The 20766-nt window shown below is 27.4% G+C and carries 14 protein-coding genes; all 14 read right to left on the bottom strand.

Annotated elements, in window-relative coordinates; translation table 11 throughout:
- Positions 1-4: 4 nt before the first annotated feature.
- The 14 genes from nusA to NLO413_RS01330 all read right to left on the bottom strand — a co-directional run bounded on the left by nusA (position 5) and on the right by NLO413_RS01330 (position 19914).
- Positions 5-1552 (bottom strand): transcription termination factor NusA, encoded by a 1548-nt coding sequence (gene nusA / locus NLO413_RS01265; protein ID WP_045808745.1) that lies wholly within the window; start codon positions 1550-1552, stop codon positions 5-7.
- 230 nt (positions 1553-1782) lie between these two features.
- Positions 1783-4872: an efflux RND transporter permease subunit gene (locus NLO413_RS01270; protein WP_045808746.1), complete on the bottom strand. Its 3090-nt coding sequence runs from the start codon at positions 4870-4872 to the stop codon at positions 1783-1785.
- Positions 4873-4978: 106 nt separating this feature from the next.
- On the bottom strand, positions 4979-5731 hold the full coding sequence (gene tatC / locus NLO413_RS01275; RefSeq protein WP_045808747.1) for a twin-arginine translocase subunit TatC: 753 nt from the start codon (positions 5729-5731) through the stop codon (positions 4979-4981).
- A gap of 29 nt (positions 5732-5760) precedes the next feature.
- Positions 5761-7032 (bottom strand): flavodoxin-dependent (E)-4-hydroxy-3-methylbut-2-enyl-diphosphate synthase, encoded by a 1272-nt coding sequence (ispG, locus tag NLO413_RS01280; protein WP_045808748.1) that lies wholly within the window; start codon positions 7030-7032, stop codon positions 5761-5763.
- 62 nt (positions 7033-7094) lie between these two features.
- Positions 7095-8684 (bottom strand): TRP75-related protein, encoded by a 1590-nt coding sequence (locus NLO413_RS01285; RefSeq protein ID WP_045808749.1) that lies wholly within the window; start codon positions 8682-8684, stop codon positions 7095-7097.
- A gap of 267 nt (positions 8685-8951) precedes the next feature.
- Positions 8952-10115, bottom strand: coding sequence for a 1-deoxy-D-xylulose-5-phosphate reductoisomerase (dxr, locus tag NLO413_RS01290; RefSeq protein ID WP_045808750.1), 1164 nt, complete (start codon positions 10113-10115; stop codon positions 8952-8954).
- 36 nt (positions 10116-10151) lie between these two features.
- Positions 10152-11573, bottom strand: a complete 1422-nt coding sequence (locus NLO413_RS01295) for an NADH-quinone oxidoreductase subunit N (protein ID WP_045808751.1) — start codon at positions 11571-11573, stop codon at positions 10152-10154.
- An 18-nt stretch (positions 11574-11591) separates the two neighbouring features.
- On the bottom strand, positions 11592-13034 hold the full coding sequence (locus NLO413_RS01300; RefSeq protein ID WP_410517981.1) for a complex I subunit 4 family protein: 1443 nt from the start codon (positions 13032-13034) through the stop codon (positions 11592-11594).
- Between the two features lie 2 nt (positions 13035-13036).
- Positions 13037-14902, bottom strand: coding sequence for an NADH-quinone oxidoreductase subunit L (gene nuoL, locus NLO413_RS01305; protein WP_045808753.1), 1866 nt, complete (start codon positions 14900-14902; stop codon positions 13037-13039).
- A gap of 91 nt (positions 14903-14993) precedes the next feature.
- Complete coding sequence (gene nuoK, locus NLO413_RS01310) at positions 14994-15320, bottom strand: NADH-quinone oxidoreductase subunit NuoK (protein ID WP_045808754.1); 327 nt, start codon at positions 15318-15320, stop codon at positions 14994-14996.
- Complete coding sequence (locus NLO413_RS01315) at positions 15304-15906, bottom strand: NADH-quinone oxidoreductase subunit J (protein ID WP_045808755.1); 603 nt, start codon at positions 15904-15906, stop codon at positions 15304-15306. Before NLO413_RS01315 ends, nuoK begins: the two co-directional genes overlap by 17 nt.
- A 757-nt stretch (positions 15907-16663) precedes the next feature.
- Positions 16664-17926, bottom strand: coding sequence for an NADH-quinone oxidoreductase subunit NuoF (nuoF, locus tag NLO413_RS01320; protein WP_045808756.1), 1263 nt, complete (start codon positions 17924-17926; stop codon positions 16664-16666).
- Between the two features lie 355 nt (positions 17927-18281).
- The gene (locus NLO413_RS01325; protein WP_045808757.1) at positions 18282-19379 is read right to left on the bottom strand and encodes a 3-hydroxyacyl-CoA dehydrogenase NAD-binding domain-containing protein; all 1098 of its coding nucleotides are present in this window, start codon (positions 19377-19379) and stop codon (positions 18282-18284) included.
- A gap of 91 nt (positions 19380-19470) precedes the next feature.
- Entirely contained in the window at positions 19471-19914 is a 444-nt protein-coding gene (locus NLO413_RS01330; protein ID WP_045808758.1) for a hypothetical protein, read from the bottom strand.
- Between the last annotated feature and the right edge of the window lie 852 nt (positions 19915-20766).

Here is a 20766-nt window from a genome sequence, read left to right on the forward strand (position 1 = left end):
AAAACTAAACCCACCCAACTCTTTTACGAGACTCTAATATAATAGAATCAATTTGTTCTTTGCTGAGTTGAATATTAGGAATCATATCATAAAATTCATCCGTACATAACCCTGCAATATCCTCCATATCTTCTATACCATTTTCTGATAACTTAATAATATCATCTATTTGTAAAAATGGTAACAACATAATATCTTCACTAATAGATAAATCTTTCAATATTTTAGTAATATTATCACGCTTACGTAATAAACATTCCGATGCTCTCTTTTTTAACTCTACCGCAATCTCATCATTAAATCCATCAATAGCTGCAATATCATCAACTGAGGCCTGATCTATATCTTCTATACTTAAAAACCCTTCAGCAACCAACAACTGTCCTATAATTTCCTCAACATCCAATCCTTCAATAAATACCTTTGCACCTACACTAAGCTCTTTCGCTTTTCTTGTAGATTCTGTTTCATCACCTATAACATCAATTTTCCATCCCACTAATTCAGATGCTAACTTAATGTTTTGACCATACTTACCAATTGCTAAACTTACTTGATTTTCAGGAACTATAAGCTCTATTTTTTCAGCATCTTCATCAATAATAACCTTAATTACTTCTGCTGGAGCAATTGCATTAATTACAAATTTTGCTAACTCTGATGAATATAACACCACATCTATTTTTTCTCCATGTAACTCAGAGATAATATTTTGTATTCTTACACCTCGCGCACCAACACAAGCACCAACTGGATCGACATTTTTATCATTTGAAAAAACAGCTACCTTTGCTCTAGACCCAGGATCCCTTGCTATTGACTTGATTACTACAATTCCATCATATACTTCAGGTATTTCTTGCTTAAATAATTGCTCCATAAACCCTTTACTAATTCTAGATAAAAAAATTTGTGGACCTACACTTTCTTGCCTTACACTTTCAATATGTGATTTCAATCTATCACCTGGACGAAATACCTCACCCTTAATCATATTATAAGCTGGTAAATAACCTTCATTCCCATTAAGATCTACAATAACATTATTATATTCTATCCTTTTTACAATTCCATATACTAAATCCCCAACCCGATCTTTAAATTCCTCATATTGCTTTTTACGCTCCTGCATTAAAATCACTTGTGCTATCTTTTGCCTTGCAACCTTTGCAGAATTATAATCTAAGTCTACTAAAGGTAAAGGTTCTAATATAACATCACCTATTTTAGCATCTTTTTTTGTCAACAACGCTTCCGATAAATCAAGTAACTTATATTTAGTCAATTCATTTAAAGGAATATTAAAATTTTCACTAAAATCACGCAAGTTTTTACTATCAACTACTAACCCTTGTCTATAAACTGATATTACACCTGTTTTCCTATCAACAACTACTTTAATTTTACAATTACCATATTTATTATGACTAACTACCTGTATAGCTTCTTCTATTGCCTTCATTATAACATCTAAATCCAGACCTTTCTGCTCAGCAACATCTTTAGCTACCTTTACTAGCTCCAAATTATCAAAATTATACAAATTAACCATAATAATCCTTAAAAACCACTCGCAACACTAATGTAACGATACCCTACTTAAAAGTATAATACTCATATAAATCCGCCATAGCAGTTTATATTATAACTTCAATTTTAGTCAAGATATTTCTCCATACAGAGATGTTTTTTCACATAAAAAAACATCAATATTAAACAATATCTAATACATAATACCTTTAATTTTTAATTAATCTTATAAATACACTAATACGTATAACCTCAAGATTTTTCCTTAATTTTACTAATCATTAAAAGTGAAGGCGTAAAAAATAATGTAATTACCGTAGCAAATATTAATCCTACAGATATAGTTGTTGATAATTCAACCCATAACTGACTTGATGGTGAATCATATAAAACATCACGATGCAAAAAATCTATACTAACCTTACAAATCATAGGTAATAATCCTAACACTCCTGTAATTACAGTTAACAAAATTGGTCTTATTCTTGATAAAGCTGCTTTTATTATAGCTTCTTTTTTTGTTGTAATACTATTTAAATTTACACAAAACGCATCTATCAACAATATATTGTTATTAACTATCACACCTGCAAGTACAATAATTCCTACTCCTCCCATTACCACCCCAAAAACTTTGTAAGTTAATAAAAATCCAAAAAACACACATGTAGTTGATAAGAAAATTGCTGTCATGATGATAAATACATAATAAAAACTATTAAATTCAATAATTAAAATTATAGCAATTAATACTATTACAACAATAAATGCCTTTATTAAAAAAAGCACGGAATCTTTCTGATTTTTTATTTCTCCTGTAAAATTAACTAATACTTTTGAATCCCAATTTTCCTTTAATTTATTTTTTAAGTATTGTATCCTTTCATTTACAAAATATCCTGGTTCTAAATTAGCAGAAATATTTAATGCTCTCAATCCATCAACTCGTTGTATTTTTTTTACTTTATAAAAAGCTTTCTTAATAATAAAATTTTCAATAGGTACAGGTCCATATATTGTATTAATCAAAAGCGTCTTGAGAGTGCTAAGGCGTCGATAATCTTTAGTAAATTTAGCAATGATATCTACCCCTTCATTTGAATTATTTGGATAATATTTACTAAGTATTACACCATCAGTAATCATTTTAAGAAATTCCCCTATCATAGCAACATCTGTTCCAAATATTGCAGCTTTATGTCTATCAATATCAATTCTCCATTCTATTTCCAATGAATCACTATCACTTAACACATCAGTAAATCCTGAAGATTTTGTCATTAAAGAAGTAACTTTTGTAACTGCAGGATTTATAGATTCTGTATTATAAGAACTTAAGCTTATTTGTATCGGCTTTCCACGATTAGGACCCATTTTTTCTTCTTCAATATCAACAATAATACCTTTTATATCCTTTATTAAATGAAGAATATCTTTTAATATCTTTGCTGATTTACGACGAAATTTCCAATCTTGCAATCCAATATGAATTGCTCCAATAACTTTCTCCTCACCAGAGCCAATGTTACCAACCTTAGAGTAAAAGAATTTGACACCATTAATATTCAAAATTTTTTCTTCTATTTCTTTAATTATATTACACTTTTCATAAACAGACAAATTGCTATCAGTTTTAACATTAATTGCAATCATACTTGGCTCAATATTTGGAAAAAATTCTACTCCTGGACCAATATAAAAATATGCTATTGTTGACATCAACAACACAGTAGTAACTATAAAAATAAATTTTTTAGGATAATTAAGTACATTGTCTAATATATATGCATAACATTGAAAAAATAATCCTAATTTATCAATATTACCACTTTCTATCGCATTAATTTTTTCTACATCTTTTACACTAGATACGGAAGGTTTACTAAAAATAGATCCTAAAACAGGCATAAATATCATAGCCATAATCCAAGAACCTGTTAGCGTCGTTATCAAAGCTATTGGAATATATTTCATAAATTCACCAGTTACCCCTGGCCAAAATAATAAAGGAATAAACACTACCAATTTTGTTAAAGTTGCAGATGCAACTGGCCAAAACATATCATAAGCTGCTCTTTGAAAAGCCTCTCTTTTGGATAATCCACCTATCATTTTTCTATCAGCATATTCATTAATAACTATTGCATCATCAACAAGCATGCCAACTGCCATTATAAGAGAAAATAAAATTACTACATTAAATGTACATCCCATAAAATACATTACTGTAATGCCTAGTAAAAAAGATATAGGTATAGACAAAGATACTAAAATAGCAATTCTCACACCCATAAATATCATCATTACAATTACTACAAGTAAAATTGAAATAATTATAGTATTCTGTAATTCATTCAAAATATCTAATATTTCATAAGATTGATCTTGTAAGTAAATGATTGATAAATTTTTCGGAAAAAAATCCTTTACATTATTAATAAGATTCTTAACTTGCTGTATTGTTTCTATAGTATTTTTTCCAGCTTTTTTTGAAATTTCTAATACTAAGCATGGCTTACCATTAACTCTAGCAAAACTCTTAACACTCTCAAAAGTTGGACGTACTGTTGCAATATCTTTAACTGTTATAACAGAATTACCATGAACTTTAATTGGTATATTCATAACATCCTGGTAATTTTTTAATAAACCTCCTATATTTAATGTATACTTCCCTATATTAGATTCTAAATTACCTGATTGTATCAATACATTATTACGCGCAATTGCGCGCAAAACTTCTTCTACATGTAAATTATGCATGTTAATTGTATCGGGAGAAATAATAACTTCAAGTATATCTTTACGCATTCCCATGATCTTTAAGCTTAAAACATTATCTAATGGTTCAATTTTATGCTGTAATTCACGTGCTATTGTTAATAGTGTTCTTTCCGGAATATCTCCTACCAAACCGATACTTAATACTGGAAATAAACTCAAATCTACCTCATGAACCAGAGGAGAAGTAGCTCCTATTGGCAGACGTGCTCGTATATTTTCTAATGTTGCTCTTACATCTTCCATAGCTTTTTTATGATTAAATCCCGAAGCAAATTCTAACATAACACTTGCTACACCATCTTGTGCTATTGAAGTCATCTTTTCTACACCTTCAATAGATTTAACTTCTTTTTCAATAGGCAATATTAGCAATTTTTCAGCATCTTCTGGAGATATACCTTGTAATGACGTACTAACTGATATAACAGGAACTTTAATTTCAGGAATTTTTTCCCGAGGAATCTTAATATAAGAATATAATCCAAGAAACAAAAACAATATTAATAAAAGCAATGTAAGTCTATTTTTTTCCCAAAAAAAGCTTGAAATTGTTCTCATAAATACCTTTGTTATTTGTGCACAGCTACATTTATTCTAAGTATCAAAAAATATTCTTATAAAATCAATAATACCAAATTATGTAATTTACAGTAAGTATAGAAAATCAATAATTTCTTTCTATGTATTTACACGCTAATATTGAAGCTTCATATAATAAAATCATAGGTATAGCTAATCCCACTTGACTTAAAACATCAGGAGGAGTTAATATAGCAGCGACAGTAAATATTATAACTATAGCAAATCTACGCTTATTTACTAAACTTTTTACAGATACTATTTTCATCCTATTTAACAAAGTCAAAATAACTGGTAATTGAAATGCCATTCCAAAAGCAAACATAAGCTGTAGTACTAAATCTAAATATTCACTCACTGATGGCATAAATTCGATTGGAACTCCTATTGAAGCATCAAGATTCTCAAAAGCAATAAAAAACTTCCATGCTAGAGGAAAAATATAATAATATACTATTGCTGCTCCAACAGTAAAAAGCACAGGTGCAGATATTAAATACGGTAATAATATAAATTTCTCTTTTTTATACAATCCGGGAGCTAAAAACATATAAAACTGCCATATAAAAACAGGAATAGAAAAAAATAATGCTGCCATTACTGCTACTTTTAAGTACACAAAAAATGCTTCTGTTAAAGCTGTATATATTAATGAAAAATCTTTATTATCTCCTTCAAGTTCTATCAAAGGAATTAATAAAAAATTATATATTTTATCAGAAAAAAAATAACAAATACAAAACATAATACAAAAAAAAGCAAAACTAACTAATACTCTTTTTCTTAATTCTGCAAAATGTTCTGAAAGACGCATTTCACCTTTCTCGTTTTTACGCATTATGTGATATCATATATATAAAAATACTACTAATTATTATAATGTCTTGCAACATAACTATCTATAATATCCTTAAACTTAGTAAAGATATTTTCTTTATCTTGTATGGTACAAAGCTTCTTCCCATTTTCATATACTACAGCAACAGGCCTTTCTCCACTACCAGGCAAACTAATACCTAAATTAGCATGCTTACTTTCACCTGGGCCATTAACTATACATCCCATAACTGCTACAATCATATGTTCGACTCCATGATAATTAGCTTTCCAAGTCGTCATACGCTCAGATATATAATCATTAACTTCAGTCACTAATTTTTGAAAATATAGAGGATTTGTACGATTACATCCTGGACAAGAAGTTACCCGAGCTGAAAAATAACGCAATCCTATCGATTGCAAAATTTCTTGACAGACTTTAATCTCATTAACTCGAGATTCTATAGCTGTAGATGTTAACGATACACGAATTGTATCACCTATTCCTCTTAATAAAAGCGGTGATATACCTGCTACACTACTAACAATTCCACTAAGCCCAGAACCAGCTTCTGTTAGCCCTAAATGTAATGCATAGTTAGATAATTGAGATAAAGCTGTATATATATATATTAAATCCTTAATACTACTACTCTTACAAGAGACCACAATCTTATTTGCAGGTAATCCAATACTTTCAGCACGATAAGCACTAAACAATGATGAAATAATTAATGCTTTTCTTAATATAAAATAGTCAGGTTTAGGATTACTTAAAGCAGCATTCTTATCCATTAATTCCGAAAGTAAGTGCTTATCTAGGCTACCCCAATTTACTCCAATTCTAATAGGAATATCATATTTAATAGCATATTCTATAACTTGCTCAAAATTTTTATCTCTTTTATCTCCAAATCCAATATTTCCCGGATTAATACGTATTTTTCCAAGGGCAGCAGCACATTCTGGATAATCATTTAAAAGCCTTGCAACTTCATATTGACCACAACCAACTATCATTTTGCTATCAAAACCGTTTTTTACCAACTGGTCTCTGATATAAGGTATAGCTTTTATAGCTTTATCAGAATTTATAGCTACCCTAACTAACTCAGATCCTGCTTTTGCCAACTCAACAACTTCTTGAGCATTATTAGCATCATCAGAACCACCTAATGCCATTGACTGTACAACTATAGGATTTTCTCCACCTATAGATACATTTCCTACTTTTACTTCATGTGTCTTTTTTCTTACAACAATACTATTATCATAAAATTTATCTAAAAAATCATCGATACTCTCACAAGAAAACTTCATATTAATTCCTTATATAATTGTCTATGATAAACAACTTCGCCATTATATAAGTTATAAAAATATTAATCTATATATTGAATAGTATAATCATTATCATAGTTATTTTCTACATCAAAAAGCTCATCATTATCATCTGTTGCATCATCATACAAAGTGCTAAATTTATCATTATTAAGCATATCTTTTGCATCTTTACTATTAGAATTCTCATTAAGTAATTGATTTTTGTTATTACCAGTATTGCTTACCTTTCCATTATTATTTTGCTTTTCCGGTGGAGTACTATTAAGTAATTGATTTTTGTGATTATCAGAATTATTAACCTTTTTCTTATTATTCTTTTCTACTGAACTATTATTAAGTAATTGATTTTTGTAATTATCAAAATTGTTACTTACCTTTTTCTTATTATTCTTTTCTACTGAACTATTATTCAGTAATTGATTTTTGTAATTATCAAAATTGTTACTTACCTTTTTCTTATTATTTTGTTCTGCTGAAGTACTATTCAGTGATTGATTTTTATGATTATCAGAATTATTACTTACCTTTCTCTTATTACCTTGTTGTCCTGGTAATACATTGTCATTATTATCATGTAATTTTCTATTACTACTAACATGAGACTGAATTTTTTTCATCTTATCAGAATTTTTTTTATCTTTATCATATTGGTTCCTCTTTACTTCTAAATTATTAACTATTTGAGATGAATTATTTGATAAATTTTTAACTTTATGTTTACCTTGCACGCTTTTATCACCTGTAACATTTTTTTTCTGACTAGACTCCTTCCCGCGTACCACATAATCAAAATTTTCTTTTAGCCCCTGCTTTTTACTATAATTCTCAAATTTTATATTTAAATCATCACCTGCATTATTGGCAAAAAGTTCCTTCTTTTTATCATGATTCTCGCTTTTATTTAACTTTTTTACTACTTTGGTATGTTGTTGAATTTTAGAATTAGCAATCTTACTATCACGTACTTCATTTGTATCTAAATTAATACCTTTCACACCATTTTTATAAGCATAATTTTGACCAGAAGACTTACCTTTCTGATCTATTATTTTTAATTCTTTTTTTGTATTTTTAGCTATATTATTTAATTTTTTATTCTGATCATTAACATTTGTTACCTTATTAGTATTTAAATTTTTAGATTTCTTTACAACATTTTTTACTTTATTATGTTCCTGCTTAACATTACTAATTTTCATTGTTTTGTCATCTTTTAATTGCACTGAATGCAAATGACTTTTATCCCCCTCAATTTTACCGTTCTGATTATCAATTTCGATAAACTTTGCACCACTGACCTGAGATAAATCAACGCCCCCACTATTTATCATAGAATCCCTTAAGTCAGTAGATCCGTACTCCTGTAAACGACCCATTACTACATGAGACGATTTATCATTTAATTTATTACCTTGCTTCTTATTAGCTACATCCTTTTGCAAAAAAGCTTCTCTTCTCTTTTTATACACACTATAAGAATTAAAAAAATCTTGATCAGCACTAAAATATTCACCACCAGGATTATATATAGGAGTATATTTTTTGCTAAAATGTAACATAGAGCTTTTAAAACAAGAGCTCATAAAAATCATAATAATGATTAACAATAAAGTATTATACTTAAACATGCGGCACCCTAACTATCACATACTCTATATACTAGATTATTTATACTTAGTATATAATTTAAAGAAAAATCCCTCTCTTTTCCATTTATATTATTAAGAGTAAAAAAAATCCTGATCATCCCAAAATACTCACTACTAAAATATACTTAAACTATCAATAACAGAATATCATACATGCATACCTTACCAACATTATTTTTAAATAATAGATATAACGTATTATACATATTTAGTACACAAATTTTAAAAAAAAGTTTCATACAAACATCAGCTCAATTTATTAAAGTTATTAATAATATTTTCAACAACCCTTCTACTAAATAAGTCACATTCAATAATTGATGATAAAGAATTTACACTGCCATAACTTATCTTATCTAATGTTTTGTATATAACATCAACAATATCAAGAAATCCTATTTTAAAATTTAAAAACGCATTAACAGCAATTTCATTTGCTGCATTAATAATAATACTATTTGCATGATAATTTGATGACTTTAAAACATCAAATCCTAATTTTAATGCTGGAAATTGCTGAATGTTAGGTTTTATAAATGTTAATTTGCCCTGAGATGCCAAATTTAATTTTTTGCTATAAAATTTTCTTTCCGGCCAATATAATGTATAAAGAATAGGAATATTCATATCAGGTACTGACATTAATCCTACTGATGAACCATCTACGTAAGAAATCATTCCATGTATTATTGCTTCAGGATGAATTATAACATCGATTTTACAAGGATTTAAAGAAAATAAATAATAAGCTTCTATTACTTCAAGAGACTTATTCACCATGGTAGCACTATCAACAGAAATTTTTTTACCCATTTTCCACGTAGGATGATGTAACGTATCCTTAGGAGTAATATTCTTCATTTCATCATAATTTAAAAATAAAAATGGCCCACCTGAAGCAGTTAACGTAACCTTATCTATATAATTTTTATTATGAAGTATCTGAAAAATAGCATTATGTTCTGAATCAATAGGTAGTATATTTATGTTTTGTCTTTTTGCTTCATTAAGTAATAACTGCCCTCCACATACTATACTTTCCTTATTTGCTAAAGCTATAGTATTTACACCAAATTTTATTAAATTCATTACAGAACATAATGCTGCAATACCTACAATTGCTACTATTGCACAATCTACATTTAAAGAACTAGCCATTTCTAATCCTTGTTCTCCAGCCTCAATTTGAATACTTGTACCAGATAACAAGTCCTTTAATTCCTTATACAAATTAGTATCAACAATCACAACTTTTTTTGCATTGATTAATCTAGCTTGCAAAGCTAATAACTGTACATTTTTTCTTGACGTTAACACCTCCACTGTAAAATCATTCGGATTATCAAATAAAATCTGCACTGCTTTTTGACCTATTACACCAGTAGAACCAAATATTGAAACTTTTTTCACTATATGTTAATGATTAATCTCATGTGTAAGCATTATCTATTTAAAAAAATAAAAGTCAAACAAATAACCTAAAAAACCTTTCAGATAATTCATATATATATAAAAAAACAAATTAGCTGCAGCAGAGATAAATAAAATGACCAAAAAACCATTATTTTGCAAATCATATACACATGTGCTATTACTTGAATCAAAATACATAGCTCTTACAATCCGCAAATAATAATAACACGCAACAACACTCATTAATGCAAATAACACTGCCAGTACAACAAAATCATTTTCAATTAAGCTTAATAATATATCATACTTAATAAAGAACCCACCTAATGGTGGTATACCAGCCATAGATAGTACAATGATTGTCATACAAAAAGCTATCAATGGGTTTCTACTGCATAAATTAGTTATATAAGATATATCACAATCATTATCCTTATATTGAAGTAACACAGCAAATATCCCTATGTTCATAATTAAATACAATATTAAATACAATACAGATGCAACCATGCTACTACTAGTAAACATAGATATTGCTACCAGCATATACCCTACATGTCCTATAGCTGCATACGCAAAAAGCCTCTTTAGATTATTTTGCCTAATTGCACCAAATGATGAAATACACACAGACATTGCTGATACGCAAATCAATATTTGTTGCCAATGAATAACATACTTAAAAAATACCTCATTTAATATTCTAATAAACAATAAAATAAATGTTGCTTTTGGCACTATTGATAAAAATGCTGTAACAATTGTTGGACTACCTTGATAAACATCTGGAGTCCAGATATGAAATGGTGCCACAGATAATTTAAAGCAAAAACTTATTAAGATAAAAATAATTCCTAATATTACCCCTAAAGGTACATTCTCATTTTGAGAAAAATATTTTGATAATTCATTAAAACCTATATTATCAGAATATCCATATATCATAGATATTCCATACAACATAATACAAGAAGACAATGCACCTAATATAAAGTACTTTATACCCGCTTCTGACGATTTAGGTAAGTGCTTATTAAAGCAAGTTAATGCATATAAAGATATGCTTTGAATTTCAAATGATAGATAAAACGACAGTAAGTTATTTGCATCAATAAGTGTTATAAATCCAAATACTACAAATAAAATCATTATTGAAAATTCATAACAATATTCTTGTTTTGATACTAAAAACATTAATAAAATAACTGCACTTAAGCCTAAAATTACAATTTTAGACAGCCAAATATATAAATTTGATTTTAATAGTGAATTAAAAATTACAACTTCATAAATATGAAATTTATATACTAACAAAACTATTGTGATAAATATGCTCGCCATAGAGAATACGTGTATTAGCAATTTGTCAAATTTTATTCCTAATAGCAACAAGATCAAAGAAGAGCTAATCAAAAAAATTTCAGGTATAATATACAAAAAATCATTCCAATACATATTATTACCATTAAGGTATCAAAAAAATTTGTCCACTAACAATTGTTGAACTGGTAATCTTAAATAATCTAAAACAACGTGAGGACACAATCCTAAGAATACAATAAATATAGCTAAAAAACTTAAAAGCGTTAGCTCTATTTTAGTTATATCATTTATCATAACATTACTATGCTGCCCCCATATTATTTTTTTGCATAAATACAACATATAAACTGCACTTAATATAATACCTATTGCAAAAAATGCTGTAACAAACCTTAGACTCTGAAAAATACCTAAAATAGATAAAAATTCACCAATAAATCCAGAAGTTCCTGGTATACCCACCGAAGCCATACTAAAAATTATAAACATAAAAGAAAACTTTGGCATCGATAATGCTAGTCCACCATATTTATCTATATCTAAAGTATGTGCTCTATCATATATCATACCAACAGATAAAAATAATGCAGAAGAAATCAGTCCATGACTAACCATTTGAAAAATAGAACCTAAAATTCCATATTCACTAAACGAAAATATGCCAGCTGTCATAAAGCTCATATGTGCTATTGAAGAATATGCTATAAGTTTTTTTATATTTTTTTGAGCAAATGCTATTAAAGAAGTATAAATCAATGCTATGATGCTTAAAATTACAATAAATTTCGAGAAATAGATACTAGCTTCCGGTAACATAGGCAAAGAAAATCTTAAAAATCCATAACCACCAATTTTTATAAGTATACCTGCAAGTATTACTGACCCTATAGTAGGAGCTTGTACATGAGCATTAGGAAGCCAAGTATGAAAAGGAATCATTGGAATTTTTATTGAAAAAGAAGAAAAAAATGCTAACCACAACCACTTCTGTTCATTTATAGTAAGTTTATGAGAAAGAATGACACTTAATTTTTCTATACTAGTAACTCCGTCAGTAAATACATATATGTATATTATCGCTACTAAAAATAATAATGATCCAAATAAAGTATAAAGAAATAACTTAAAAGCCGCATATACTTTATCTTGATGACCCCAAATTCCAATAATAAAAAATATAGGAATAAGTACAGCCTCAAAGAATACATAAAACATAATAATATTCAGTGATACAAAAACACATATAATTAATCCTTCAAGAAGCAAAAATAATGATAAAAATGGTTGTAATTTTTGAAATTTACTATCTAAAATAAATATGCTACATATAAAAAATAAAAAAGTAGTAAGTGAGACAAATACTATAGATATCCCATCTAATCCTACAGCTAGGTTATCTATTAGCTGTTGAGTAAACTGAAATCCTGACTTATCATAATTAAATTTTAAAAGTAATACTATATTCAGAACCAGCACTATACTGCAAATGAATAAAGGTATTATCTTTACGGATAAAGAATCATTTTTAAATCTTACTATCGATAAAAATATTGCTCCTACAACAGGAAAAATAATCATTAAAAATATCACTATTTTTAAAACCCTATATTATTATAAATAAAGTACATTACAATCCCTATTAAGCCTATTAGCATAATAAAAGCATAATCAAAAATATATCCTGTTTGAATTTTGGTAGCACATTTTGCGCAAAAATCTACCGCCTTAGTAATACCACCTAAACAAAAATAATCAACAACTTTTTTATCAATATTGATCCATAAGATACCCGATATTCTTTCTATTGGTACCACAATTAAGTGATTGTATATTTTATCAAAATACCATTTATTATGTAAAAAATTATATAATACTTTTAAATTCAAGTCCCTACAATACTGAAAATAGTAAATTAAATATGACGCTACAATTCCCATAATACTGAGAATAACAGGTAAATATTCTATAAATAATCCAACTTTTTGATGGTGAAAAATTATAATACTATCTTTCCAAAAATCACCCATACTAATAAAATCTTTTGCTAATATACCAGAACTTATAGATCCTATAGCTAAAATCAATAAAGGTATTAACATCATATACTTTGATTCATGAACCGAATTATCTTCAGGTTTTGATCCATGAAATACTGTAATAATTAGCTTCCAAGAATAATAAGACGTTAAAAATGCGACTATATTTCCAATAATAAAGCTAAAAATATTCACATGATAACTACTTTCAATAATTAAGTCTTTAGAATAAAATCCCGCAAATGGAAATATTCCAGCAAGAGACAAAGAACCTATCCATGTCAATAAATATGTAAATGGCACTTTCTTCCAACTATTACCACTCATATTACTCACTTTTTGCTCACCATTCATTGAATGAATAATATTTCCAGCAGATAAAAATAGTAAAGACTTAAAAAATGCATGAGTCATTAAGTGAAACATAGCCATATTATACGCCGATGCTCCACATGCAATAAACATATATCCTAATTGACTACACGTTGAATAAGCTATTATTTTCTTAATATCGTCTTGTACAATAGCAACAGTAGCTGCAAAAAAACATGTAACCATTCCTACCAATAGTATTAACTCACGAGAAAACTGAGATACCTCAAATAAAGGAAAACATCTAACAACAAGAAATACACCAGCCGTAACCATTGTTGCAGCATGAATAAGAGCAGAAGCTGGGGTAGGACCTTCCATTGCATCAGGAAGCCAAGTATGTAATCCAATTTGTGCAGACTTTCCCATACAACCAATAAAAAGCAATATACAAATTATATGAATTGCATTAACTTCATAACCAAATATGTTAATAATATAATCAATTGTATGTGAGTTTACATAACTAAATATTTTTACAAAATCTAACGTATTAAAGACTATAAAAATTAACAAAATTCCTAGTATAAAGGAAAAATCACCTATCCTATTAATAATAAATGCTTTCATTGCAGCCTTAGTAGCAGATGCCCTATGAAACCAAAATCCTATTAATAAGTAAGAGCATAATCCTACTCCCTCCCAACCAAAAAAAAGTTGTAAAAAATTATTACTACTAACCAACATTAGCATAAAAAAAGTAAATAATGACAAATAAGAAAAGAACCTAACCGCACTTTTGTCATGATGCATATATTCAATTGAATATAAATGTATAACTGAAGATATTGTGGTCACTATCATTAACATCATTACTGTCAGCCGATCTATATAAATAGACCAATTTACCTGTAGCTTATCTATATGAATCCAAGTCATAATATCTACATTATAACTTTCTTGAAAAGTTAAAAACAAATACCACGCTAATATAGAAGAAATTATAACACAACATGAAGAAGATATTTGGACAAATAATCTATTATCTATTAATTTGCATAAAACAGAACCTGCTAAAGGTAAAAATACACATAGCAGTTCAATAGCAATCATAAAATTTTCTTAAGATAAATTTACTTAAACAAAAAATAACGCATTTTAACAAATTTGCCAACACTATATATATATCATAGTAAGTACAAACTTATCCTTTCATTGTATTCACTTTATCAATATCAATATTACCACAACTCCTAAAGTACACAACAATTATTGCAAGTCCTACAGCAGATTCTGCTGCTGCAACAGTTAAAATAAATATAGTAAATACTTGCCCTAAAATATTGCCCTGATATACAGAAAAAGCAACAAAATTTATATTCACAGCTAATAACATCAGTTCTATAGACAACAATATAGTAATAATACTTTTACGATTAATAAAAATTCCGCACATTCCTATAGTAAACAATATAGCCGCTAAAATAAGAAAATGATTTAAAGTAATACCAGCATCAATCAATATCTTCATCTTTAACTCCTTGTAAAAACTCAGGATCTGCCAATCTGATAGATGAATCTCTAGATACTTGTTTATACACATCTTGCCTATATACATCATCCTTATGATGAAGTGTTAACACTAATGCAGCAGTGACTGAAATTAAAAGTAAAATACCAGATAAGTGAAATACGTACATATAATCTGTATATATCACATTACCTATAATAAACATATTTTCCATGTTAATATCTTGATTTTTAACAACATCACTTCTTATATGAGAATTTTGAATAACTAATACCATATCAATAAAAAATACTACTCCACACATTAAACTTATAATAAAATACTTAACAAATCCCTGTCTAATTCTAGAATAATTAGTATCTATCATCATAACAACAAATAAAAATAATACTGCCACTGCTCCGACATATACTATAACAACTAACATTGCTATAAATTCTGCTCCTAGTAATATAAATAATGTACTAGATATAAAAAAAGTAAGAATCAAACTCAATACAGAATATACAGGATTTGAAGACATGACTACTGTAATAGCAGAAGCGATTAAAAAAAATGAAAAGAAGTAAAACAAAAAATAAATCATTAGAGTACTGAGACTCGGATAAACTGCCAATAAAAAATATAACATATGAAAAAATATTAGCAATTGTAATAATAACAATAATAAAGTATCACTTATATAATGATTTTATACATCACACTCTACATATTACTCACTAATAGTAGATCAAACATTACCAATTGACAAGGATATTTCAATAAGCATAACACTAAAGCAGTATTAAATAAAATAAAATAAAATAAAATAAAATAAAACAATCCAACCTAAAATAACTTACATATTACCAGTAATTAGTATAAAATATTTCTTATATATAATATTTAATTATTATTCTTTTTTAAATAAATATAACAAAGCAAATATCCATGTATATCTAATAATTGCAACATTAAATTTTATTCTTACATTTAAGTAATACACTTGATACTAATAAAATTTATAATATCATCAAATCACTTAAAGTAAGTATTCATAGGTCGTTGATATTTATAAATCCTAAGTAGAAGCATAAGTTTTAGCCTTTCCTCTTATTACTTATTTAACACATACAAATTATTAAATTTTTTAAAGATATATAATTAAATATATAATTCTTTCTATATAAACCTAGTCTTTTTTTAATAGAATTACAATTCTATATATCACTATTTTCACAGCATAAATATTTTTTAAAATGGTTTAAGCTATATGATCATTTATGTTTAACAACTCTCAAACAAAATTTTTACGCATTTAAAATAAAAAACTCAAGAACTATACCAAAAACTTAGACTTCCACCTAATTAGCAACCCTACGCTCAACAACATGTCTAAAATGTCTTAACAATCCTTGAATAGGCCATGCAGCAGCATCACCTAATGCGCATATAGTATGCCCTTCTATTTGAGTACTAATATTAAGTAATAAATCAATATCCTCATAATTAGCATTTCCATTAACCATTCTTCTCATGATTTTCCACATCCATCCAGTACCCTCTCTACATGGCGTACATTGTCCACAAGATTCATGCATATAAAAATGAGATAATCTCTCTATAGCTTCAACTAAATCTGTAGATTTATCCATAACAATTAATCCTGCAGTTCCTAGGCCAGATTGCACAGCCCTTAAAGAATCAAAATCCATATTAACATCATCACATATTGATTTTGGCAACATAGGAACAGAAGATCCACCTGGAATTACAGCCAACAAATTATCCCATCCTCCTCGTACTCCACCTGCATACTTTTCTATTAATTCTCTCATGCTAATTCCTAACTCTTCCTCAACATTACAAGGATTATTAACATGTCCAGAAATACAAAAAATTTTTGTTCCCGTATTATTTGGCTTACCAAGAGAAGCAAACCAATTCCCACCTCTCCTTAAAATATCTCCAATAACAGCAATAGTTTCAACATTATTTATAGTAGTTGGACATCCATATAATCCTACAGCAGCAGGAAATGGTGGTTTCAATCTTGGCATTCCTTTCCGTCCCTCTAAAGATTCTAATTGTGCACTTTCTTCCCCACATATATATGCTCCCGCTCCTCTATGAATAAAAATATTTAAATCATAGCCTGAATCACATGCATTTTTACCAACTAAATTATTATTATATGCTTCTTCTAACGCATGAAATAACACTAAATATTCATTATAAAACTCTCCTCTAATATAAATGTAAGCAGTATTCACATTCATTGCAAAACTTGCTATTAATATTCCCTCTATAATTTTATGAGGTTCATACCTAATTATGTTACGATCTTTACATGTTCCAGGTTCTGACTCATCAGCATTAACTATTAAATATGCACATTGATTTTTAGGTCTAACTTTTGGCATAAAGCTCCATTTCATACCTGTAGGAAAGCCTGCTCCACCTCTTCCACGTAATCCTGAATCTTTTACTTCTTGAATAATGCGTTCTGAACCTAATGATAATATTTTTTTTATATTACTCCAAGTACCACGCTTTTTGGCAGCACTTAAATAAGGGCTGTCATGACCATTAAGATTTGTAAAAATTTTATCACTATCTTTTAGCATATTTTATTACATAAATATCTTATAAACAAAAATATTATAACTTTAGCAGAATTAATAATAGCCTACAATCATTCTTATTTAAATAATGTAACAACCTCATTAATCAAATATTTCCTAATAAATTAACAATATAATACTCAAATGCTTATTATTTTTAACATAGATGAAAATTTTAATAAATCACAATCCTACTCTCTCAATTAACCACATTTAACATAATCACCATGTAATATATATATACTAAAGTAATTTTTTATCTTAAAAATGATTTAACTCAAATAATTTACAATATTTATTAATAGCTATAAAATATTAACTTTTTCAGTGATTCATACTTACCGTAATTTAAATACATTCAAATATCAAATCTATTAGAAAGCTCAAGCAATCCATTTTTCCAAGCAAACCCTAACTTAACTATATCATCAATTACTAAAATATCACTTCTGGTCACTTCTGCAATGTATACTGCATAAGTAGAAATGCTTGATAATATTGAACATATAAAATTTTTATATTTGCTATTACGCAAAATATCTACATTATAATCTACATTTTCTGCTTTATACAGCCCTGTTGATAAATCTAAAGTCTGATTTACATTACCATTATATGTATCATATTTACGATAAAACCCCCCATTAAGACCATTGTACCCTGTTACTTTATCAGATATCATTTGAAAAATAATTTCAGGTATTTGAGTATAAGCTACAAACAATAGATCGTCTTTTGATATAATACTAACTAACTCTTTTAATTTTAATATAAATATATCTAATCCAATACTATCTAATAATCTAAAAATTCCTAATTTTGAATTACATATATGTTCATTTATTATCCTATCTACAATATCTACATCTATTTTAAAATTATAAGAATTTATTAAAGAAATAATAATCCAAAAATACCCCATTCTATCAATCAATAATCCAGCAATATCATTACAAAGTATCACTTTTTTATTTAATTTACCTTCGCAAAATTCCCGAAATACTGCTAATACATTTCCTGAATTTCCAGAGTGCACAACATATTCTATTAAATTTGAATTTTTAAACATGTAAGAGAAATGTGCTACAATTAATCTTTTAGAGATTTTTGATGATAGCTTATCACATAACGTACTTAATGATATTACTGTACTATTTAAAGCAATAATTGTATCAATATTAATGTACTCAACAATTTTATTATATAATAAACACTTATCCTTTACAGAGTTGGTCATTGAATCAATTATCAAATCTGCAAATTTTAAGCTATCAATATTGTTTTCCAAAGTATTTATTTGAATGGGATAACCTATATTATCTACCACATCTTGATATAATACATCCTTATCATCTGTATAATAAAGTGCTACTGATATACCTATATTTGCCATAAACTTTGCTACATGTTGACTAGGAAGATCAATTCCTAAAATTGCTACCCTTCTTATTTGCACAAATACCCTCTTAATATACAGTTTTCACCAAACATTAGCTACTTCTTAATAGTTTATTGTAAAACAAAAAAATATAAAAAATTAAACTAAATTATGAACCACCATATTCATCTTCTATTTTCTTTACAATCTCTTCTGGAGGATTTTCTCCCCAGCCAGAATATAGTATCTGACCATATAGTGCAACATCTATAGAACCACTTTTACTTTTTGCAAGGAACATTTCGCGCTTATTTTTATCAACCAGTACATAATGCCACGCAAATCTTCCTTTATCTTTACCACGTACAAGAAATAAACAATCTATTCTACTTTTTTTTGCAGAGTCAGCAAAACTCTCCCTATTTGCCTTACTTTTTCTTACAATACTTTTTCTATCAGAAAATGCTCCTTCATTTTTGTTTTTTTCTACTAAATTTAAAAACTGATTATTAGAAGCTGAATTTTCACTATTTTTAAATTTTTCAGTAAATGAACCCATTTTTTTTAATTTTGAAATAAAGCTATCTCGAGAAGTATCATTTTGATCTGTCATGACATTAATCACCTATCACAATTAGCTATTATTGTAGAATAATTATCACACCACTACCATATCACGTGCTACAATAGAGTTCAATAACATTTCAGTAATCTTATTACCTAAATTATAAATTTAAAGAGTGAACATTATCTTAATCATACCAAGAATAACATAAAAACAGATACAACTTAAAAGTTACTAACTGCTGATAATTTATAGTAGATTAAAAAATCTTTTCATAACTTACACTACTACAATTTTAAACACAAATTGAAATTATATCTACATTTCAAAAAATTTATTAGTAATTAAAGCTACACAACAAATATTTTACTCATACCTCAGCAAAATAAGACATATAACTATGCAAGCACAATATAACTATAAGAAAGATAAGTTTTATCTTTTATATATGTAATTTACAATGATAAATGTTTATTATTGATTTTATTAGTTAAGTTATCATTAACTTTATATATTCTCCATATTATAACTAATATATAACTGAAGCATCTTATAAATGCTCCTTTAATAATAAAAAAAATGCCATAACACACAAAAATTCTCTACAGGCTAAATTTTCATATTTTACATATATATGACAATTACTTCATAATCATGTTCCTTATTTTATAATAATTCACCATAAAAAATATTGTTTATCAATTTGTATTAGCATTACTTAAACTATAATATATTATTTTATTAATAATTATTAAAATATAACATTAAAAAATCAACTTTAATAACAACATATGTCTTAATACAATAACAAACTGATAGCTACATTTACTAATAACAATTCTCTAATATTACAACATAATTCAAAAAAATTGCCTTCACATTACATAACACACAATATAA

The organism is Candidatus Neoehrlichia procyonis str. RAC413, assembly GCF_000964795.1.
In the GTDB taxonomy this organism is placed as follows: Bacteria; Pseudomonadota; Alphaproteobacteria; order Rickettsiales; family Anaplasmataceae; genus Neoehrlichia; species Neoehrlichia procyonis.